Origin of the sequence: Streptomyces sp. NPDC020884, assembly GCF_044333935.1 — a bacterium.
Taxonomy (GTDB): Bacteria; Actinomycetota; Actinomycetes; order Streptomycetales; family Streptomycetaceae; genus Streptomyces.
Window position 1 is genome coordinate 306,266 of sequence record NZ_JBIRRY010000001.1, and the last position, 20,911, is coordinate 327,176.

Below are 20,911 nucleotides of genomic sequence, written 5' to 3' on the forward strand. Positions count from 1 at the left end.
AGCGAGAGGCATGGACGGGACGAGTAGCGCCGTACGCAGCCAGCAGCGACCCGGGGACGGTGGGAGCCCGGGGGCCAGCGCGTCGTGAAGATCACCCCGGAGCCGCCGGAAGAACGCTTTGGACCGTGGGCTCCGCCCCACGAGCGCCAGGGCCACTAGACCCGGCATCGCGACCCCAATGAGGGGGCCACGGGCACGCGCCCGGGGCCAAGGAGGGTGGTACCGCGGGAGCCGAGACGCTCTCGTCCCTCCGACGGAAGTGGAATACGTCCGCCGGAGGAAGCCGCACATGACATCGCCGCAGTACCGCCAGGTACCCGCCCAGGTCGACCTGCCCGCGCTGGAGCACGCCGTGCTCGACTTCTGGCGCGAGAGCAAGGTCTTCGCCAAGAGCCTCGACCAGTCCGAGGGCCGCCCCGAGTGGGTCTTCTACGAGGGTCCGCCCACCGCCAACGGCATGCCGGGCGCCCACCACATCGAGGCCCGCGTCTTCAAGGACGTCTTCCCCCGCTTCCGCACCATGCAGGGCTACCACGTCGGCCGGAAGGCCGGCTGGGACTGTCACGGTCTGCCGGTCGAGCTCGCGGTCGAGAAGGAGCTGGGCTTCAACGGCAAGAAGGACATCGAGGCGTTCGGCATCGCCGAGTTCAACGCCAAGTGCCGTGAGTCCGTGACCCGGCACACCGACGCCTTCGCCGAGCTGACGACCCGCATGGGCTACTGGGTCGACCTGGACGACGCGTACCGCACGATGGACCCGGAGTACGTGGACTCCGTGTGGTGGTCGCTGAAGGAGATCTTCACCAAGGACCTGCTGGTCCAGGACCACCGGGTCGCCCCCTGGTGCCCCCGCTGCGGCACGGGCCTGTCCGACCACGAGCTGGCCCAGGGGTACGAGACGGTCGTCGACCCCTCGGTCTTCGTCCGCTTCCCCCTCACCTCCGGCCCGCTGGCCGGCGAGGCGGCCCTCCTGGTCTGGACGACCACGCCGTGGACGCTGGTCTCCAACACGGCCGTCGCCGCGCACCCGGACGTCCGGTACGTCGTCGCGACGGACGGCGAGGAGAAGCTCGTCGTCGCCGAGCCGCTCCTGGAGAAGGCCCTCGGCGAGGGCTGGGAGGTCACCGGCCAGTCGTTCACCGGCGCGGAGATGGAGCGCTGGACCTACGAACGCCCCTTCGCCCTGGTCGACTTCCCCGCTGAGGCGCACTACGTCGTCAACGCCGAGTACGTCACGACCGAGGACGGTACGGGTCTGGTCCACCAGTCCCCCGCGTTCGGCGCCGACGACCTCGTGGTCTGCCGCTCCTACGGCCTGCCCGTGGTCAACCCGGTCCGCCCCGACGGCACCTTCGAGGAGGACCTGCCGCTGGTCGGCGGCGTCTTCTTCAAGAAGGCCGACGAGGCGCTCACCGCGGACCTGGACGCGCGCGGCAAGCTCTTCCGCCACGTCCCCTACGAGCACAGCTACCCGCACTGCTGGCGCTGCCACACGGCGCTGCTCTACTACGCGCAGCCGTCCTGGTACATCCGGACCACGGCGATCAAGGACCGGCTCCTCGAGGAGAACGAGAAGACCAACTGGTACCCGGACTCGGTCAAGAACGGCCGCTTCGGCGACTGGCTGAACAACAACGTCGACTGGGCGCTGTCCCGCAACCGCTACTGGGGCACGCCGCTGCCGATCTGGCGCTGCGAGGACGACCACCTCACCTGCGTGGGCTCACGCGCGGAGCTGACCGAACTGACCGGCGCCGACCAGTCGGCGCTGGACCCCCACCGTCCGTTCATCGACGAGATCACCTTCACCTGCACGCAGGAGAACTGCCAGTTGGAGGCGTACCGCGTCCCGGAGGTCATCGACGCCTGGTACGACTCGGGTTCGATGCCGTTCGCGCAGTGGGGCTACCCGTACAAGAACAAGGAGATCTTCGAGAGCCGCTATCCGGCGCAGTTCATCTCGGAGGCCATCGACCAGACCCGCGGCTGGTTCTACACGCTGATGGCGGTCGGCACCCTGGTCTTCGACAAGTCGAGTTACGAGAACGTCGTCTGCCTGGGCCACATCCTCGCCGAGGACGGCCGCAAGATGTCCAAGCACCTGGGCAACATCCTCCAGCCGATCCCGCTGATGGACCAGCACGGGGCGGACGCGGTGCGGTGGTTCATGGCGGCGGGCGGCTCCCCTTGGGCGGCACGGCGCGTGGGCCACGGCACGATCCAGGAGGTCGTCCGCAAGACGCTCCTCACCTACTGGAACACGGTCGCCTTCCAGGCGCTGTACGCGCGCACGTCGGGCTGGGCCCCGTCGGCGGCCGACCCGGCCCCGGCGGACCGCACGGTCCTGGACCGCTGGCTGCTGAGCGAACTGAACGCGCTGGTCGACCAGATGACGGCCGCGATGGAGGGTTACGACACCCAGCGCGCCGGCAAGCTGCTCTCGGCGTTCGTGGACGACCTCTCCAACTGGTACGTACGCCGCTCCCGCCGCCGCTTCTGGCAGGGCGACAAGGCTGCGCTGCGCACGCTGCACGAGGTCGTCGAGACAGTGACCCGGCTGATGGCCCCGCTGACCCCGTTCATCACCGAGCGGGTCTGGCAGGACCTGGTCGCCCCGGTCACCCCCGACGCCCCGGAATCGGTTCACCTGTCCACCTGGCCGCAGGCGGACCTGTCGGCGATCGACCCCGCCCTCTCCTCCCAGATGGCGCTGGTGCGCCGCCTGGTGGAGCTGGGCCGGGCCACGCGCGCGGAGTCGGGCGTGAAGACGCGCCAGCCGCTGTCCCGCGCACTGGTGGCGGCGACGGGCTTCACGGCCCTCTCCCCCGAGCTGCGCGCGCAGATCACGGAGGAGCTGAACGTCACATCGCTCGCCTCGCTCTCCGAGGTGGGCGGCTCGCTGGTCGACACCACGGCGAAGGCGAACTTCCGCGCCCTGGGCAAGCGGTTCGGCAAGGGCGTGCAGGCGGTGGCCAAGGCGGTGGCGAACGCGGACGCGGCGGCGCTGTCGCTGGCCCTGCGCGAGGGCACGGCCTCGGTGGAGGTGGAGGGCGAGAGCATCACGCTCTCCCCGGATGAGGTGATCATCACAGAGACCCCGCGCGAGGGCTGGTCGGTCGCCTCGGACTCGGGCGCGACGGTCGCCCTGGACCTGGAGATCACCCCGGAGCTGCGCCGCGCGGGCCTGGCCCGTGACGCGATCCGCCTGATCCAGGAGGCCCGCAAGAACAGCGGCCTGGACGTCGCGGACCGCATCGCCGTCCGCTGGACGTCGACGTCCCCGGCGACGGTGGAGGCGCTCACGGAGCACACGCCGCTGATCTCCGAGGAGGTGCTCGCCCCGGACTACGCGCAGGGCGAGGCGGACGCGACGTACGGCGAGGCGTTCGAGGACGAGGGCCTGGCGCTCACGTTCCGCCTGCGCAAGCAGTAGCGGTAGCCCGCACGACCAGGAGGGCCCGGCCGCACGTTCCGGCCGGGCCCTCCCGCGTACCCCCTCAGGGGCTCCGCCCCCGAACCCCCGCGCCTCAATCGCCGGCGAGGCTTGAAAGACGTCCTCAATCGCCGGACGGGCTGGATACCCGGCCCCGTCAACCCTCGACGGGCTTGATGTGCCCGGCTCCCTCAACCCTCGGACGGGCTGGATATGCCGGCCCCCTCAACCCTCGGACGGGCTTGATGTGCCCGGCCCTCTCAAGCCCCTCCGGCGATTGAGGAGCGGGGTCCGGGGCGGAGCCCCGAAACCAGCCCGTCCGGCGTTTGAGGACACAGGGGGCCGGGCGCACGCCGCCCACGCCAAAGGGCCGGGCCCCGGGAATTCCCGGGGCCCGGCCCTTCGCCTGCCGACGGCTACGCGCTCAGCGAGCGCGAACCGCTCAGTTGTCGTCCTCGTCGATCAGGAACCCACGCATCGGCGAAGGCGCCTGCTGCATCGGCTGCGGCGCCTGCGGCCGCACCGGCGCCATCGGCTGCGTCATCGCAGGCGACATCTGCTGCTGACCGCCGTAGGACGGGGCACCGCCCATGGTCTGACCGCCACCCATCTGCTGGCCGCCGTGGCCACCGTGGTTGGAGCCGCCCATGGAGTGACCCATCGCACCCGCACCGGCCGGAGCCAGCGAGGGCGACGGCGGCAGCGAAGCGGCTGCCGGAGTCCGCGGCGGGGCGAGCGAGTCGTCCGCCTGGGTCTCCAGCTGACGCAGCTGGCTCTCCAGGTAGGACTTCAGCCGCGTGCGGTACTCGCGCTCGAAGCCCCGCAGGTCCTCGACCTTGCGCTCCAGCGTCGCGCGGGCCGACTCCAGCGAGCCCATCGCCACGCGGTGCTTCTCCTGCGCGTCCCGCTCCAGGGCGTCGGCCTTGGCGCGCGCGTCGCGCTCCAGACCCTCGGCACGGCTGCGCGCCTCGCCGACGATCTTGTTGGCCTCGGAACGGGCCTCCGCGATCGCCTGGTCGGCGGTCTGCTGCGCGAGCGAGAGGACACGGGCGGCGCTGTCGCCACCGGGGCCCTGTCCCTGCTGCTGCATCTGCGGGGGCTGCATCTGCTGCATCTGCTGCTGCTGGGGGTGCTGGCCCATGGGGCCGCCCATCGGGCCACCCATGGGGCCGCCCTGCATCGGGCCGGGGCCGTGCGGGCCCTGCGGACCGGGGCCGTGGCCACCCTGGGGGCCGTGGCCACTGGGACCTGCGGGCAGCTGCGGCGCGCCACCGGGCAGCTGGGGCGGACCCATCTGCGGGGGCTGCTGCTGCTGCGGCGGTCCGGATATGGCGGCGGGAACGGGCGCACCCGGGCGATCCTGCTGCTCCGGAGGCTTGCGCATGCCCTGCTGCTGTTGCTGCTGGTTCTGCGCGGCGGCACGCGTCGCGGCGGCCAGCTTGGCGCGCAGGTCCTCGTTCTCACGGAGCAGACGGGTCAGCTCCGATTCGACCTCGTCGAGAAAGGCATCGACCTCGTCCTCGTCATAGCCTTCTCGGAGGCGGACGGTCGTGAACTGCTTGTTCCGCACGTCCTCGGGGGTCAACGGCATCTCTTCTTCACCTCTACGTAGTCGTCGGCAGTCGGCAAGACCGTATCGCTCACAACCTGACCACAACGCTGATCAGGATGTAGACGATGATCATCAGAACGAAGAAGGACAGGTCGAGTGCCACGCCCCCGAGACGCAGCGGCGGGATGAATCGCCGCAGAAGCTTGAGCGGTGGATCGGTGACAGTGTAGGTGGCCTCAAGTACGACCACCATCGCCTTGCCGGGTTGCCATGAACGTGCGAACTGGAAGACATAGTCCATGACCAGCCGGAAGATCAGCACGATGAGGAAACACATCAGCGCGATATAGACCACATCCAGTGCGACGCCCATGTCTCGCGCTTCCCTCTCCCCTGGCTCTCGTAGCTCCGGCCTCGTGGCCGGCACCGGCCTCTCGGCCGGGTTGTTCCCGGTGTCGTGTTCTCAGCTCTGGTTGAAGAATCCGCCCTCTGCGATGCGGGCCTTGTCCTCCGCCGTGACATCGACGTTAGCAGGCGACAACAGGAACACCTTCTGCGTCACGCGTTCAATGCTGCCATGGAGACCGAAGACGAGTCCTGCGGCAAAGTCGACAAGTCGCTTCGCGTCCGTATCGTCCATCTCCGTGAGATTCATGATCACCGGAGTGCCCTCACGGAAGTGTTCCCCGATGGTACGGGCCTCGTTGTAGGTCCTGGGGTGCAGCGTGGTGATGCGGTACGGCTCCCGCTCGGACACGACCTTGGGCATGATCACCGGTGCGTTCTTCTCCATGTTCGGGCGTTCAGGTGTGATGGATGCCACGGGGGCGATTCGGGCGGGTCGCCCGCTTTCCGCGGGGAGCTGAACCGGCTCACGCTGAGCGGGTGGCTGTACGACTCGTACCGGTTCATCCCTTTCGCGCTCGCGCTCGCGTTCCCGCTCCACCTGGTGCGGGGGCTGATGCCGCCGCCGGTCGCGCTCGGGCTCCGGCTCAGGTTCGAATTCGTCATCGGGGTCGAACCCCGGACCGTCGTACCCATCGTCCTCCACGAGGCCGAGGTAGACCGCCATCTTGCGCATCGCGCCGGCCATGCTCCGAGTCCTCCGCTCTGTGGTGGATCGGCATTCGTCACCAAGTGCCCGCGATCCACGGTGGCCTGCCCACTCCGAGTGGGAATGACCATATTTTCTGCTGTGGTCCGACTTGCTTCGCGACGTTACCCGAGCCGGGGTCGGACTCCGAGTACCGCCGTACCGACGCGTACATGTGTCGCTCCGGCCGCCACCGCGTCCTCCAGGTCCCCGCTCATACCTGCGGAGACCATGTTCGCAGCCGGATGACCGGCGCGCAGGCGGGATGAGATTTCCATCAGCCGGTCGAACGCGGCCCGTTGCCGACCGGCGTACGCGCCGGCCAACGGCGCCACGGTCATCAGACCGTCGAGCCGGAGTCCGGGAGCCGCGTCGATCGCGGCCGCCAACTCCTCGACCCCGTCCGGCGCGACACCGCCGCGTTCGCCGCGCTCGCCGCTCTCCGCGTCCAGGGCGACCTGGATGAGGCAGCCGAGCTCACGCTCCCCGCGCACCGCGGCGGCCGAGAGAGCGGTCACCAGTTTGGTGCGGTCCAACGACTGCACGACATCGGCGTATCCCGTCACAGAACGGACCTTGTTCGTCTGCAATTGTCCGACAAAGTGCCATGTCAGCGAAAGGTCGTCACAAGTGGCGGCTTTGGGGGCCGCGTCCTGGTCACGATTCTCGGCGACATGCCGCACACCGAGTTCATGCAGGATCCGCACATCGCTCGCGGGGTAGGTCTTGGTGACCACGATCAGGGTCACTTCCTCGCGCTTGCGGCCCGCCGCGGTGCAGGAGGAAGTGATCCTTTCCTCCACCTGTGCGAGATTCGCCGCGAGTTGAGCCTTACGGTCCGTCATGCCCTATCCGTCCAACCAGACATATCCGGCGAGCCGCCCGGTGACGCGGTCGCGGCGGTACGAGAAGTGGTCGCCCGATTCCCGGGTGCAGAGCGGCGAGGAGTGCCGGTCCGTCACACCGAGTGCGGCGAGCTGGGCGTGGACTCCGCCGGTGACGTCCACCGCCGGAGTTCCCCAGCTGGTCTCGGACCAGGTGCCGGGGACGGCCTCGGCGACCTCGGCCCGCATCGCGTCGGGCACTTCGTAGCACCGGCCGCAGACGGCCGGCCCGGTGTGCGCGGTGATCCGGGAGGGGTGTGCGCCGAGCGCGACCATGGCCTCGACCGCCGCCGGAACGACTCCGGCGACCAGCCCCGGCCGCCCGGCGTGCGCCGCCCCGACCACTCCGGCGACCGGGTCGGCGAGAAGAACGGGGGTGCAGTCGGCGGTGAGGACCGCGAGCGGCAGTCCGCGCCGGGTGGTCACCACCGCGTCCACGGCCGGAATCTCCGCGTCCGCACCCCAGGGTCCGTCCACCACCGCGACGTCCCGGCCGTGCACCTGGTTCATCCAGACGACGGACGCCGGGTCGAGACCGAGGTGACGGGCCGCGCGCTCGCGGTTCGCGCCGACGGCGGCGGGGTCGTCACCGACCGCGCCGCCGAGGTTGAGCTCACCGTACGGAGCGGCGCTCACCCCGCCCCACCGGTCGGTGAAGGCGAAATGAGCGCTGCCCGTGACGGGTGCCGCCTGATGCTGACCTATCACTTCAAGAAGTCCGGTACGTCCAGCTCTTCGGCCTGGGTGTCCTGGTAGGGACGGGCCGGCGGGACGTGCGGCGGCGAGACCGGACCGAGCGCGCTCTCGTTCGCAGCCGACGCGGGGGCGGGCTCGGCCGGGGCCGGGCTCTCCTCGCGCAGGGGAACCGAACCGAGTCCGCCGGCCGGACGCGCGGACTCGGCGGAGGACCTGGCCGGGGCGGCCTGCTCCTCGCGCTTGTTGCTGTTCGCGCCGAGGACGTTCTCCCTGCGGGTCGGCGGCTGTCCGCCGTCGAAGCCCGCGGCGATCACGGTGACCCGCACCTCGTCACCCAGGGCGTCGTCGATGACGGCGCCGAAGATGATGTTGGCCTCGGGGTGGGCCGCCTCGCTCACCAGCTGGGCGGCCTCGTTGATCTCGAAGAGACCGAGGTCGCTGCCGCCGGAGATGGAGAGCAGGACACCGCGGGCGCCGTCGATGGAGGCTTCCAGGAGGGGCGAGGAGATCGCCATCTCCGCGGCCGCCACCGCACGGTCGTCGCCGCGCGCCGATCCGATGCCCATGAGCGCCGATCCGGCCTCGGACATGACCGACTTGACGTCGGCGAAGTCGAGGTTGATCAGACCCGGGGTGGTGATGAGGTCGGTGATGCCCTGGACACCCGAGAGCAGCACCTGGTCGGCCGACTTGAACGCGTCGAGCACGCTGACCTGGCGGTCCGAGATGGACAGCAGGCGGTCGTTGGGAATGACGATGAGGGTGTCGACCTCTTCGCGGAGTTCGGCGATGCCGTCCTCCGCCTGGTTCGCGCGTCGCCGGCCCTCGAAGGTGAACGGGCGGGTGACCACGCCGATCGTCAGGGCGCCGAGCGAGCGCGCGATGTTGGCGACGACGGGTGCGCCGCCGGTGCCGGTGCCGCCGCCCTCTCCGGCGGTGACGAAGACCATGTCGGCCCCCTTGAGGACCTCCTCGATCTCCTCACGGTGGTCCTCTGCCGCCTTACGACCGACGGCCGGGTTGGCCCCGGCGCCGAGGCCACGGGTGAGTTCGCGGCCGACGTCGAGCTTGACGTCGGCGTCGCTCATCAACAGGGCTTGTGCGTCCGTGTTGATCGCGATGAACTCGACGCCTTTGAGACCGACCTCGATCATTCGGTTGATGGCATTGACACCACCGCCGCCGACACCGATGACCTTGATGACTGCGAGGTAGTTCTGCGGTGCTGCCACGTCGAAGGCCTCTCGCCTCGAGTTACGTGTCGTCGCTCTGCGGTTGCCCCGCGGCGACGACTGATGTCGATGGGGACGGTCCGAACGCCGACCCAAACCCTAACGTTGAAGTTTAGGGTTACCAGTGTGTCTGCTTCCTGGACTCTTCCGAACAGGACACTAAGTCGACAAGTGGCGCACGTTCAACGAACACGCCGAACCTCCCGTTTTTCTTTTCACCCTATGTGATCACCCGTAGCGCTGACCAACCAGGGTGTTGGCCAGCACAAATGCCCGTCAACTCGCCGATACCGCCGGGGCGGTGGGAGCGCTTACGTCGAACTGTCCCGCTTTGGGGGCGGCTTTCATGAGTGCGGCGAGAACGCGCGCCTTCACCGGACCGTCCTCGCCACTGCCCCAGGTCACCACACGGTCCCGGGTGAGCCGCAAGGTGATCGCGTCGTACGAGGTGACCCGTACGACGTCGGTGTCCTTGGCGACGCCCGCCGGAAGGTCACCGGCGACCCGGACCGCTTCCCGCAACAGACGGTCACCGCCGAAGCGGCGAAGGCTCGCGGAAGGGTCGGGATCCAGCTCCAGCAGGGGCACGCCGTCGGGCGCCTTGTCCACGGTGGCGAAGCGCACGCCCTCGGCGTCCACTTCCACGAACTTTCCGCCCTTTTCGACCAGCAGGACCGGCTTCCGTTCGGTCACCTTAAGGCCGATGCCGCCCGGCCAGGACCGAACGACATCAACTGTGTCGATACGAGGCAACTTCTGGCGCAACCGGCGCTCCATGGCGTCGGTGTCCACGGAGATCAGCGGGGCGCCGATCGGAGTGGCGGCAACCGCTTCCACTTCCTCGCGGGTGAGGACCTCGACGCCGCTCGTGCTGACCTTCTCGACGCGGAGCCAGGAGGAGCCGTAGAGCACCCAGACCACGAACGCGGCGAGCAGGGCGGCCACGACGGCGATCAGGATCAGCAGGGTGCGGCGGCTGATCCGGGGCCGCTCGGGCCCGATGTGCGGTGGGCGGGCGGAGGTGTCCGCCCGCCCGGGTGCGCCGCGCTGGGCGGTCGTCGGTCCGGCCACGCTCGCTCCTTCGCCGGACCCGGGACGCCCGCCCCGGGTCCGCACCGCATCGCGCCGGGCGCCTAGCGGCGCGCGGCGATCGCTTCGTACACCATGCCGACGAGCAGGTCGTCGGCGTCGCGCCGACCGAACTCGGCGGCGGCGCGGGACATTTCGTACAGCCGGTGGGGGTCCGACAGTACCGGCAGGACGTTGCCCTGCACCCATTCCGGGGTGAGCGCCGCGTCGTCCACCAGCAGTCCGCCGCCGGAGTTGACCACCGGCTGGGCGTTGAGCCGCTGTTCGCCGTTGCCGATGGGCAGCGGGACGTAGGCGGCGGGGAGCCCGACGGCGGTGAGCTCGGCGACGGTCATCGCGCCCGCGCGGCAGAGCATCATGTCGGCCGCGGCGTACGCGAGGTCCATCCGGTCCACGTACGGTACCGGGATGTAGGGCGGCATCCCGGGCATGTTGTCGATGCGCGGCAATTCGTTCTTCGGGCCGACCACATGGAGGATCTGGATCCCGGAGCGCTGGAGCAGCGGTGCGACCCGCTGGACGACCTCGTTGAGGTGGCGCGCGCCCTGTGAGCCGCCGGAGACCAGCAGCGTGGGCAGGTTGGGGTCGAGGCCGAAGGCGGCGCGGGCCTCCGGGCGGACCCGGGCGCGGTCCAGGGTGGCGATGGTGCGGCGCAGCGGGATGCCGATGTAGCGGGCGCCGCGCAGCTTGCTGTCCGGGGTGGAGACGGCGACCCCGTGGGCGTACCGGGAGCCGATCTTGTTGGCCAGACCCGGGCGGGCGTTGGCCTCGTGGACCACGATCGGCACGCCGGCCCGCTTGGCGGCCAGGTAGCCGGGCAGCGCGACATAGCCGCCGAAGCCGACCACGCAGTCCGCCTTGGTGCGCTCCAGGACCTGCTCGGCGGCCTTGATGGTGCCGCGCAGCCGGCCCGGGACGGTGATCAGTTCGGGCGTGGGCTTACGGGGCAGCGGGACGGCAGGGATGAGCGCCAGCTCGTACCCCCGCTCGGGCACGAGCCTGGTCTCCAGTCCGCGTTCCGTGCCGAGGGCAGTGATTCCCACGGTCGGGTCCTGCCTGCGCAGGGCGTCTGCGAGGGCAAGCGCGGGCTCGATGTGCCCGGCGGTCCCCCCGCCGGCGAGTACGACATGCACCGAAATTCACCGCTCTCCGGACGGACGCTTCTTGACGCGCCGTCTCATCGTCTTCCATCTCACCCCGGGCTTCCGCATGGCCAGGGCCGTCTTCGCGGCGGGGTCCTCCCGTGCGAAGGCGATCATCAGCCCGACCGCGAACATCGTCGGCAGCAGGGCCGACCCCCCGTAGGAGAACAGCGGGAGCGGAACCCCGGCGATCGGCAACAGGCCGAGCACCGCACCGATGTTGATCACGGCCTGGGCCGTGATCCACGTGGTCACGCCTCCCGCGGCATACCTCACGAAGGGGTCCTCCGTGCGTCCGGCCACGCGGATACCCGCATAGCCTAGGGCCGCGAACAGGGCGAGCACGGACAGCGTCCCCGCCAGACCCAGTTCCTCACCGGTGATGGCGAAGATGAAGTCAGTGTGGGGTTCGGGGAGTTGACCCCATTTTTCCACACTCGCGCCCAGTCCGGAACCGAACCATCCGCCGGACGCCAGAGCATAGATTCCGTGTGCGGCCTGCCAGCAGCCGCCCTCCGGATCGGGCTCGCTCACGCCCATGCAGGCGAGCCGGGACATCCGGTTGGGGCTGGTCCGGATCAGGACGAAGGCGATGACGGCGGCGAAGCCGAGCACCCCGGCGAACAGCCGGGTGGGGGCGCCGGCCAGCCAGAGCAGGCCGAACAGGATCGCCGTGAGAATGATCGCGGTTCCCATGTCGCCGCCGAGCATGATCAGTCCGAGCAGCATGAAGGCCACCGGGACCAGCGGCACGAGCATGTGCTTCCACTGCGTCAGCAACCGCTTGTCCTGCTTGCGGGCCAGCAGGTCCGCTCCCCACAGGATGAGGGCCAGCTTGCCGAACTCGCTGGGCTGGAGCTGGAACGGGCCGCCCAGGTAGAGCCAGTTCTGGTTGCCGTTGACCGACATCCCTATCCCCGGCACCTGGACCAGGATCATCAGGAAGACGGTGACCATCAGTATCGGGTAGGCCAGCGCCCGGTGGAGTTTCACCGGCATCCGGGCGGCGATCAGCATCAGCCCGCCGCCGATGACGGCGGCGAGGAACTGCTTGGCGAAGAAGTACGTCGCGGGCTTGCTGATGTCCAACGCCTTGATCATCGAGGCGGAGTAGACCATCACCAGGCCCAGCACGGTGATCAGGAGGCTGGAGCCGAGGATCACGTAGTAGGCGGTCAGGGGCCGGTCCCAGGCCCGTCGTGCCCGCTCGTAGGTCCGGCGCGGTCCGCCGCCGCGCCCGCCCCGTCCGCCGCGCGGGGTGCGGGGGCCCGAGCCGCCGCGTCCGGAGCCGCGGGGCGCCTCGGGGCGCCGGGCGCCGGTGGCGAGGCGCCCGCGCAGGGCGAGCCCGGGGGGCAGCGGTACGCCGGAGGGGGCGGGCGCCGCGGTGAAGGGGCGGGGAATCGAGGCCCTCGCGCTCTCCCGCCGTACGGCGAAACTCTCGTCGGCCGGCATTGTCGCTGTCCCCTCCACTGCTCGTGCCCGGGGCCCGTGCCCCGGCGCGGAGGCCCGGTCGGTCAGGCGCTCTCGCCGGCGCGTGCGCGGACCGCGTCCGCGAACGCCTCGCCCCGCTTGTTGTAGTTGGTGAACATGTCCATCGAGGCACAGGCCGGGGCCAGCAGTACCGTATCGCCCGGCCGGGCGAGCGCGGCCGCCTGCGCGACGGCTTCGGACATCGCCCCAGTGTCGGTCCGGTCGAGGTCGACCACCGGGACTTCGGGGGCGTGTCGCGTCAGGGCTTCGCGGATCAGCGCGCGGTCGGCGCCCATCAGCACGACCCCGCGCAGCCGCTTCGCCGCACCGGTGACCAGCCCGTCGAAGGTGGCGCCCTTGGCCAGTCCGCCCGCGATCCAGACGATGGACTCGTAGGCGGCGAGGGAGGCCTCGGTGGCGTGGGTGTTGGTGGCCTTGGAGTCGTCGACGTAGGCGACCTCGTCGATGTCCGCGACGTGTTCGATGCGGTGGGCGTCCGGCCGGAAGGCGCGCAGACCGTCGCGGACGGCGGCCGGTTCCACGCCGTAGGCGCGGGCGAGGGCGGCGGCGGCGAGGGCGTTGGCGATGTTGTGCGGGGCCGGCGGGTTGACGTCGGCGACCTCGGCCAGCTCCTGGGCCTGCTTCTGGCGGTTGGCCACGAAGGCCCGGTCGACGAGGATGCCGTCGACCACGCCGAGCTGCGAGGGGCCGGGGGCGCCGAGGGTGAAGCCGATGGCCCGGCAGCCCTCCTCGACGTCGGCCTCGCGGACCAGGTCCTCGGTGGCCGGGTCGGCGACGTTGTAGACGCAGGCCACGGTGTTGCCCTGGTAGACGCGGCCCTTGTCGGCGGCGTACGCCTCCATCGAGCCGTGCCAGTCGAGGTGGTCGGGGGCCAGGTTGAGGACGGCGGCGGAGTGGGCGCGCAGGGAGGGCGCCCAGTGCAGCTGGTAGCTGGAGAGCTCGACGGCGAGGACGTCGTACTCCGTCTCGCCGAGCACCGCGTCCAGCAGCGATACGCCGATGTTGCCGACGGCCGCGGTGCGCAGGCCCGCCGCCTCCAGGATCGAGGCCAGCATGCGTACGGTCGTGGTCTTGCCGTTGGTGCCGGTGACCGCGAGCCAGGGGGCGGCCTCGCGGCCGTTGGTCCCGCGCAGTCGCCAGGCCAGTTCGACGTCGCCCCAGACCGGGACGCCCGCCTCGGCGGCAGCCAGGAAGAGCGGCTTGTCCGGCTGCCAGCCGGGGGCGGTGACGACGAGTTCCGTGGATGGCGGCAGGGTGGCTCCGTCGCCGAGGCGCACGGTGATGCCGAGCGCCTCCAGTTCGGCTGCCTGCGCGCGGGCGCGGTCGTCGTCGCCGTCGTTGACGACGGTGACGAGCGCGCCGCGCTCGTGCAGGGCACGGGCAGCGGGGATGCCGCTGACGCCGAGCCCGGCGACGGTGACGTGCTTGCCCTGCCAGTCCACGGTGCTCACTTCTTGGCTGCCCATCCCGCGTAGAAGAGGCCGAGGCCGACGATCACGCACATGCCCTGGATGATCCAGAAGCGGACCACGACAAGGACTTCGGACCACCCCTTGAGTTCGAAGTGGTGCTGGAGTGGCGCCATCCGGAAGACCCGCTTGCCGGTCATCTTGAACGAACCGACCTGGATGACCACGGACATGGTGATCATCACGAAGAGGCCGCCGAGGATGGCCATCAGGAACTCGGTGCGGGAGCAGATCGCGAGGCCCGCGAGCGCGCCGCCGAGGGCGAGCGAGCCGGTGTCGCCCATGAAGATCTTGGCGGGCGAGGTGTTCCACCACAGGAAGCCGAAGCAGGCGCCCATCAGGGCGGAGGCGACGACGGCGAGGTCGAGCGGGTCGCGTACCTCGAAACAGGCGCTGGGGTTGGTCAGGTTGTCCGCGTTGGCGCAGGACTCCTGGAACTGCCACAGGCCGATGAAGGTGTAGGCGCCGAAGACCATCACCGAGGCGCCGGTGGCCAGGCCGTCGAGGCCGTCGGTGAGGTTCACGCCGTTGGACATGGCGAGGATCATGAACAGTGCCCAGACGCAGAACAGCACCGGGCCGATCGACCAGCCGAAGTCCTCGACGAACGAGAGCCGGGTGGAGGCCGGGGTGTAGCCGCTGGAGTTGGCGAACTGGAGCGAGAGCACCGCGAAGGCGATGCCCACGATCAGCTGTCCGGCCATCTTCGCCTTGGCCCGCAGACCGAGCGAGCGCTGCTTGACGATCTTGATGTAGTCGTCGAGGAAGCCGACGATGCCCATCCCGGTCATGAGGAACAGCACGAGGACGCCCGAGTAGCGGATGTCCTCGCCCGTGATGACCTTCGCGAGGAGGTACGCGATGATCGTCGCCAGGATGAAGGCGATGCCGCCCATCGTGGGCGTGCCCTTCTTGCTGCCGTGCGTGCGCGGGCCGTCGTCCCGGATGAACTGCCCGTATCCCTTGCGGGCCAGCAGCTTGATCAGCAGCGGAGTACCGACCAGGGTCAGAAAGAGCCCGATGGCCCCCGCGAAGAGGATCTGCCTCATCGGCCGGCGACCTCGCCCTCGGTCGAGTTCTCCAGCAGTGCCTGGGCGACCTTCTCCAGGCCGACCGACCGGGACGCCTTCACCAGCACGACGTCTCCCGGGCGCAGTTCACTGCGCAACAGGTCGACGGCCGCCTGTGCGTCGGACACGTGCACCGACTCCTCACCCCACGAACCCTCGTTATATGCGCCCAGTTGCAGCCAGGAGGCTTCTCTCCCCCCGACAGCGACGAGCTTGCTGACGTTGAGCCGGACGGCGAGCCGTCCGACCGCGTCGTGCTCGGCGAGCGACGCGTCACCGAGCTCGGCCATCTGACCGAGCACCGCCCAGGTGCGTCCCCCGTCGGCCCCTCGGGCCTGGCCCATGGCAGCCAGCGCACGCAGTGCGGCTCTCATGGATTCGGGGTTCGCGTTGTAGGCGTCGTTGACGACCGTCACACCGTCCGGACGCTCGGTGACCTCCATGCGCCAGCGGGAGAGGGTGCCCGCCTCCGAGAGCGCTTCGGCGATCTCGGTCACGGACATGCCCAACTCATGGGCGACGGCGGCCGCGGCGAGCGCGTTCGACACGTGGTGCTCACCGTACAGGCGCATGGTCACGTCGCTGCACCCGGTGGGTGTGTGGAGCTCGAAGGCGGGCCGTCCGTCTGCGGTCATCCGGACCTTCTCGCCCCGTACGTCCGCTTCGGGGGCTTCTCCGAAGAGCAGCACGCGGGCCTTGGTGCGCGAGGCCATGGCGCGGACGAGGGGGTCGTCCGCGTTGAGCACGGCGCAGCCGTCCTCCGGGAGGACCTCGACCAGTTCGCCCTTGGCCTGGGCGATCGCCTCCCGGCTGCCGAACTCGCCGAGGTGCGCGGAGCCGACGTTGAGGACCAGGCCGATCCGGGGCGGGGTGAGGTCGGCGAGGTAGCGGATGTGGCCGATGCCGCGGGCCCCCATCTCCAGGACCAGGTGCTCGGTCTCGGCGGTGGCGGTGAGGGCCGTGAGCGGCAGGCCGATCTCGTTGTTGAGGGAGCCGGGCGTCCAGACGGTCGGGGCCCTGCGCTCGAGGAGCTGCGCGATCAGGTCCTTGGTGGACGTCTTGCCCGCGGATCCGGTGAGGCCGACGACGGTGGTGCCGAGGCGTTCCACGACGGCACGGGCGAGGGCTCCGAGCGCGCCGACGACGTCGTCCACGACGATCGCCGGGACGCCGACGGGACGGGCCGCCAGTACGGCCGCCGCGCCCGCTTCGACGGCGCGCCGCGCGTAGTCGTGGCCGTCGACCCGTTCGCCGGCGAACGCGGCGAACAGGCTGCCGGGCGCGACGGCGCGGGAGTCGATGACGACGGGTCCGGTCACGGTGACTGCCGGGTCCGGTATGTCGTACGACTGCCCGCCGACGATTTCGGCGATCTCGGCGAGGGAAAGGGTGATCACTTGGTCATCCCTGACTGTTGTTCTCGTGGTGAGGGGCACGGTCCGCGGCGCCGGGGCGCGTCAGGGACCGCTCGATGGCTGCGTGCAGGACCTTGCGGTCGTCGAAGGGCCGTACGACTCCGTGGATGTCCTGGCCCTGTTCGTGCCCCTTGCCCGCGACCAGGACGGTGTCGCCCGGTTCGGCGCGGGCGACGGCGACGGCGATGGCCGAGGCGCGGTCGGCGTCGACCAGCACGTCCCCGCGCTCGTGCACGGGCACTTCGGCGGCGCCGGAGAGCATCGCGGCGAGGATCGCGAGGGGGTCCTCGGACCGGGGGTTGTCGGAGGTCAGCACGGCGGTGTCGGCGAGCCGGGCGGCGGCTGCGCCCATCGGGCCGCGCTTGGTGGTGTCGCGGTCGCCGCCGCAGCCGAGGACGATGTGCACCTGGCCCTCGGTGACCTTGCGCAGCGAGCGCAGTACGGACTCGACGGCGTCGGTCTTGTGCGCGTAGTCGACGACGGCGAGGTAGGGCTGTCCGGCGTCCACCCGCTCCAGCCGGCCCGGGACCCCGGGGACGGCGGCGACGCCGTCGGCGGCGATCTGCGGGTCGACGCCCGCGACGGCCAGCGTGACGATCGCGGCGAGGGTGTTGGCGACGTTGAACGGGCCGGGCAGCGGGGCGCGGGCGGCGATCCGCTCGCCCTTCGGGCCGACGGCCGTGAAGGTGCTGTCCTGCGGTCCGACCTCGACGTCCTCGGCGTGCCAGTCGGCGTCCGGGTGGCCCTCGGCGGAGAAGCTGGTGACCGGCACCCCGGACTCGGTCAGGAGCCTGCGGCCGTACTCGTCGTCGAAGTTCACGACACCGCGGTGACTGCGCTCGGGGGTGAACAGCCGGGCCTTGGCCTGGAAGTAGTCCTCCATGCCGGAGTGGAACTCCATGTGCTCCGGGCTGAGGTTGTTGAAGACGGCGACGTCGAAGACGCAGCCGTCGACCCGGCCGAGCACCAGGGCGTGGCTGGAGACCTCCATCGCGACGGCCTCGACGCCGCGTTCGCGCATGACGGCGAACAGGGCCTGGAGGTCGGTGGCTTCGGGGGTGGTGCGCTCGGACTTGATGCGCTCGTCGCCGATGCGCATCTCGACGGTGCCGATCAGCCCGGTGGGGCGTCCGGCGGCGCGCAGTCCGCCCTCGACGAGGTAGGCGGTGGTGGTCTTGCCGGACGTGCCGGTGATGCCGATCTGGAGGAGGCCGATGCCGGGCCGCCCGTAGATGTCGGCGGCCAGCTCGCCCATGACGCCGCGCGGGTCGTCGGCGACCAGGACCGGCAGCCCGGTGGCGGCGGCGCGTTCGGCGCCCGTCGGGTCGGTGAGGACGGCGACGGCGCCGAGGCCCGCGGCCTGGGTGGCGAAGTCGGCGCCGTGCAGGCGGGCGCCGGGCAGGGCCGCGTACAGGTCGCCGGGGCGCACGGCCCGCGAGTCGTGCGTGATGCCGGTGACCTCACCGGATCCGGCCGCTTCGACGCCGAGCCGGTCGGCCAGCTCGCCGAGAGGGGTGGGCCGGAGCCGGTCCGGTCGGGGCGCTCCCGGGTAGGTCACAGGCGCGTCCTTCTGAGAGGTTTGGGACTGATCAGCGTGGGGCACGGCGGTGAGCGTACCGGGCCGGTGCGGCGTCTCGCGAAGCGAGGGACCCTGGTTCCGGTGGTTCTCGTTCCGGTTCCCGGGGTCGGGGGTGATGGTTGTCACTGAGGGTTCCCTTGGAGGAGATGCTTGGGCATCCCCGTGTTCACTCGCCGGGTTTGAAGGACACCGGCAGCCGGGGCGGCTCGCTGCCGGACGGAGGGGTCTGGAGTGTCTTGAGCGCGAACTCCATGACCTGCTTGTAGATCGGGCCGCAGATCTGGCCGCCGAAGTAGCTGCCCTTGGTGGGGTTCTGGATCGCGCAGTAGACGGTGACCTGTGGATTGTCGGCGGGGGCGAAGCCCGCGAAGGAGGCGGTGTAGCCCTTGTAGACGCCCCGGATCGGGTCGACCCGGTTGGCTGTTCCGGTCTTGCCCGCGACCCGGTAGCCGGGGATGGCGGCCTTGGTGCCGGTCCCCTCGCGGTCGTCGACGACGGATTCCAGCATCGTCGCCAGGGTCTTGGCGGTCTTCTCGCTGACCACCCGGTTCTCCTCGGCGGCCGGCGCCGCGGTGAAGCGGTCGTCGGAGCCCTTGGCGCCGCGGACGAGGGTGGGGGCGACCCGTACGCCTCCGTTGGCGATGGTGGAGTAGACGGAGGCGGCCTGGACGGCGTTGAGCGAGAGACCCTGGCCGAAGGGGATCGTGTACTGCTGCGAGGTCGACCAGTCCTTCGGGTGGGCCAGCAGGCCCGGTGACTCGCCGGGATAGCCGAGCCCGGTCTTGGAGCCGAGGCCGAACTTGCGCAGGTAGGAGTAGAGGACCTGGTTGGACTCCGCCTGGGTCTTGCCGAGCTGACCGGTCGCCAGGATGGTGCCGATGTTGCTGGACTTGGCGAGGACCCCGTTGAGCGTGAGGTACCAGGTGGGGTGGTCGATGTCGTCCTTGAAGAGCCGGTCGCCGCGGTGCAGCCGGTTGGGGACGGTGACATGGGTGCCGGGCGTGGCGGCCTTCTCCTCCAGCACGGCGGCCATGGACATGACCTTGCTGGTGGAGCCGGGCTCGTACACGTCCTGGAGAGCGGCGTTGCCGAGCGAGGCCGAGGTGGCCTGGGAGAGGTCGTTGGGGTCGTAGCCGGGGGCGTTGGCCATGGCCAGCAGCTCGCCCGTCCTGGTGTTCTGCACGATGACGTAGCCGCGGTCGGCCTTGGACTTCCGGACCTGGTCGGCGATGGCCCTCTGCGCGGCCCACTGGATGTCCCGGTCGATGGTCAGCTCGACGTCGGAGCCGGGCACGGCCGGCAGCTCGCTGCTGCCGGCGGTGGGAACCCGGCGGCCGCCCGCCTGGGCGTAGCGGATCTTGCCGTCCTCGCCCGCGAGTTCCTTGTTCAGCTGCGATTCGAGGCCGCCGCCGCCCTTGCCGTCGTCGCTGACGAATCCCAGTATCCCGGCGGCGAGATCCCCGTTGGGATAGACGCGCCTGGTGGTCGGCTCCTGGAGGACACCGGCCAGGACGTTGGCTCCCGGGCCGCCCTTCAGCTTGTCCTCGGAGGCCTTCTCGGCGAAGACGGACTTGAGGTCCTTGATCTGCTTCCAGACCTGGGGGGTCTGCCGGTAGGCGAGAACGGTGTAGCGGCTCCGCGGCGCCGAGAGCTTCTTGACGAGCTCGTCGACGTCCTTGCCGAGGATCGGGGCGAGCAGGGCGGCGGCCTGCTGCGGCGCGTCGGGGGCCTTGCTGTCCTCGGGCGTGAACATCTTGGGGTCGGCGGTGATGTTGTGTGCGTCGACGCTGGTGGCGAGCGCGACGCCCTTGCGGTCGGTGATCTCGCCGCGCTCGGCGGCGACCGTGTACTCCAGGTAGCGGTTCTTCTCGGCCTTGGCCGCGTACGCGCTGGCGTCGACGGCCTGGACCTGGAGCAGGCGGGCCACGAAGGCCAGCATGACCAGCGTCAGCCCGAGGCTGACGAGCCGCAGCCGCGGGCGCGGGCTGCCGAGGCGCAGGGAGCGCGGTGCGCCTGGGCGCGCGGTGGTGCGCCCCTGGGCGGGGCGGGGGCGGCGGGCCGGTGGGCGCGCGCCGGAGCGGCCGGGGCCGTGCCCCCCGCCGTTGCGGGGGTGCGCCGGTCCGGGTACGCGGCGGCGCGGCGGTTCCTTGGGCGGCACTGCGTCACCTGCCGGGGCTCGTCGGGGGCGGGCTGTTCTCCGCCGCGGGGGCGGACCCGGTCGCGGGTGCGGACCCGGCGGGCGAGGCGGAGGCGGAGGGGCCGGCCGAGGCTCCGGCGGCAGGGGCGTCGGGGTCCGGTGCGGCGTCGGCCGAGGCACTCGGGCTCGGGGTGGGGCTGGGGCTGGGGCTGGGCGACGGCGGGGCGGTGGCCTCGGCGGGATCGCCGCGGACCGTGCCGTCGGGGTTCAGGAAGGCGGGACTGCCGCCGGGGACCATGCCCAGCTCCCGGGCGCGGCGTTCCAGGGCGTCGGGCTGGGAGCGGCCGTCGACGTCGCGCTGGAGGGCCTGTTGCTCGTCGGTGAGCTCGGTGGTGTCCCGCTTCAGCTCGCTGAGCCTGAACGATCCTTCGTTGAGCGCGGAGTTCAGCAGGAGCAGGGTGATGAGCCCGCCGCCCAGGAGCAGGACGACCAGCAGGACGAAGGGGGTGCGGGCCGCGGTGCTGGGCCCGGTGGACGGCATCAGCCGGGCGAGCCGCGCGGCCCGCCCCTTCAGCGGTGCGGCCGGTTTGCTCACCCCGCTACTCCCCCGGTTCGGCGCCCGGCCCCGG

Annotated in this window: 16 protein-coding genes; 1 reads left to right on the forward strand and 15 read right to left on the reverse strand. The window is 70.8% G+C overall.

Annotated elements, in window-relative coordinates:
- The first annotated feature begins 289 nt into the window (after positions 1-289).
- Positions 290-3,433 carry an isoleucine--tRNA ligase gene (gene ileS / locus ACH4UK_RS01410; protein ID WP_398354039.1) on the forward strand — a complete coding sequence of 1,048 codons (3,144 nt, stop codon included), beginning with the start codon at positions 290-292 and terminating at the stop codon, positions 3,431-3,433.
- Between the two features lie 442 nt (positions 3,434-3,875).
- On the opposite strand, the gene ACH4UK_RS01415 is transcribed toward ileS, so the two are convergent.
- The 15 genes from ACH4UK_RS01415 to ACH4UK_RS01485 all read right to left on the reverse strand — a co-directional run bounded on the left by ACH4UK_RS01415 (position 3,876) and on the right by ACH4UK_RS01485 (position 20,877).
- A complete protein-coding gene (locus tag ACH4UK_RS01415) occupies positions 3,876-5,024 on the reverse strand; it encodes a DivIVA domain-containing protein (RefSeq protein ID WP_398354040.1) in 1,149 nt (382 codons plus the stop codon).
- Between the two features lie 49 nt (positions 5,025-5,073).
- A complete protein-coding gene (locus tag ACH4UK_RS01420) occupies positions 5,074-5,358 on the reverse strand; it encodes a YggT family protein (RefSeq protein WP_006123846.1) in 285 nt (94 codons plus the stop codon).
- 90 nt (positions 5,359-5,448) lie between these two features.
- The gene (locus tag ACH4UK_RS01425) at positions 5,449-6,078 is read right to left on the reverse strand and encodes a cell division protein SepF (protein WP_228926830.1); all 630 of its coding nucleotides are present in this window, start codon (positions 6,076-6,078) and stop codon (positions 5,449-5,451) included.
- Between the two features lie 125 nt (positions 6,079-6,203).
- Positions 6,204-6,923 carry a YggS family pyridoxal phosphate-dependent enzyme gene (locus ACH4UK_RS01430; protein ID WP_398354041.1) on the reverse strand — a complete coding sequence of 240 codons (720 nt, stop codon included), beginning with the start codon at positions 6,921-6,923 and terminating at the stop codon, positions 6,204-6,206.
- Positions 6,924-6,926: 3 nt separating this feature from the next.
- On the reverse strand, positions 6,927-7,670 hold the full coding sequence (pgeF, locus tag ACH4UK_RS01435; protein WP_398354042.1) for a peptidoglycan editing factor PgeF: 744 nt from the start codon (positions 7,668-7,670) through the stop codon (positions 6,927-6,929).
- The gene (gene ftsZ, locus ACH4UK_RS01440) at positions 7,667-8,890 is read right to left on the reverse strand and encodes a cell division protein FtsZ (RefSeq protein ID WP_398354043.1); all 1,224 of its coding nucleotides are present in this window, start codon (positions 8,888-8,890) and stop codon (positions 7,667-7,669) included. The genes pgeF and ftsZ overlap by 4 nt, the downstream gene beginning before the upstream one ends.
- Positions 8,891-9,166: 276 nt before the next feature.
- Positions 9,167-9,961 (reverse strand): cell division protein FtsQ/DivIB, encoded by a 795-nt coding sequence (locus ACH4UK_RS01445; RefSeq protein WP_398354044.1) that lies wholly within the window; start codon positions 9,959-9,961, stop codon positions 9,167-9,169.
- A gap of 62 nt (positions 9,962-10,023) precedes the next feature.
- Positions 10,024-11,112, reverse strand: a complete 1,089-nt coding sequence (gene murG, locus ACH4UK_RS01450) for an undecaprenyldiphospho-muramoylpentapeptide beta-N-acetylglucosaminyltransferase (RefSeq protein WP_398354045.1) — start codon at positions 11,110-11,112, stop codon at positions 10,024-10,026.
- A gap of 6 nt (positions 11,113-11,118) precedes the next feature.
- The gene (gene ftsW, locus ACH4UK_RS01455) at positions 11,119-12,573 is read right to left on the reverse strand and encodes a putative lipid II flippase FtsW (protein WP_398354046.1); all 1,455 of its coding nucleotides are present in this window, start codon (positions 12,571-12,573) and stop codon (positions 11,119-11,121) included.
- 62 nt (positions 12,574-12,635) lie between these two features.
- On the reverse strand, positions 12,636-14,078 hold the full coding sequence (gene murD / locus ACH4UK_RS01460) for a UDP-N-acetylmuramoyl-L-alanine--D-glutamate ligase (RefSeq protein ID WP_398354047.1): 1,443 nt from the start codon (positions 14,076-14,078) through the stop codon (positions 12,636-12,638).
- Positions 14,060-15,130, reverse strand: a complete 1,071-nt coding sequence (gene mraY / locus ACH4UK_RS01465; RefSeq protein ID WP_398354048.1) for a phospho-N-acetylmuramoyl-pentapeptide-transferase — start codon at positions 15,128-15,130, stop codon at positions 14,060-14,062. Before mraY ends, murD begins: the two co-directional genes overlap by 19 nt.
- Positions 15,127-16,548 (reverse strand): UDP-N-acetylmuramoyl-tripeptide--D-alanyl-D-alanine ligase, encoded by a 1,422-nt coding sequence (gene murF, locus ACH4UK_RS01470; RefSeq protein WP_398354049.1) that lies wholly within the window; start codon positions 16,546-16,548, stop codon positions 15,127-15,129. Before murF ends, mraY begins: the two co-directional genes overlap by 4 nt.
- A 4-nt stretch (positions 16,549-16,552) precedes the next feature.
- The gene (locus tag ACH4UK_RS01475; protein ID WP_398354050.1) at positions 16,553-18,271 is read right to left on the reverse strand and encodes a UDP-N-acetylmuramoyl-L-alanyl-D-glutamate--2,6-diaminopimelate ligase; all 1,719 of its coding nucleotides are present in this window, start codon (positions 18,269-18,271) and stop codon (positions 16,553-16,555) included.
- Between the two features lie 40 nt (positions 18,272-18,311).
- Positions 18,312-20,303, reverse strand: a complete 1,992-nt coding sequence (locus ACH4UK_RS01480; RefSeq protein WP_398354051.1) for a peptidoglycan D,D-transpeptidase FtsI family protein — start codon at positions 20,301-20,303, stop codon at positions 18,312-18,314.
- A 4-nt stretch (positions 20,304-20,307) separates the two neighbouring features.
- The gene (locus ACH4UK_RS01485) at positions 20,308-20,877 is read right to left on the reverse strand and encodes a septum formation initiator family protein (RefSeq protein ID WP_398354052.1); all 570 of its coding nucleotides are present in this window, start codon (positions 20,875-20,877) and stop codon (positions 20,308-20,310) included.
- Between the last annotated feature and the right edge of the window lie 34 nt (positions 20,878-20,911).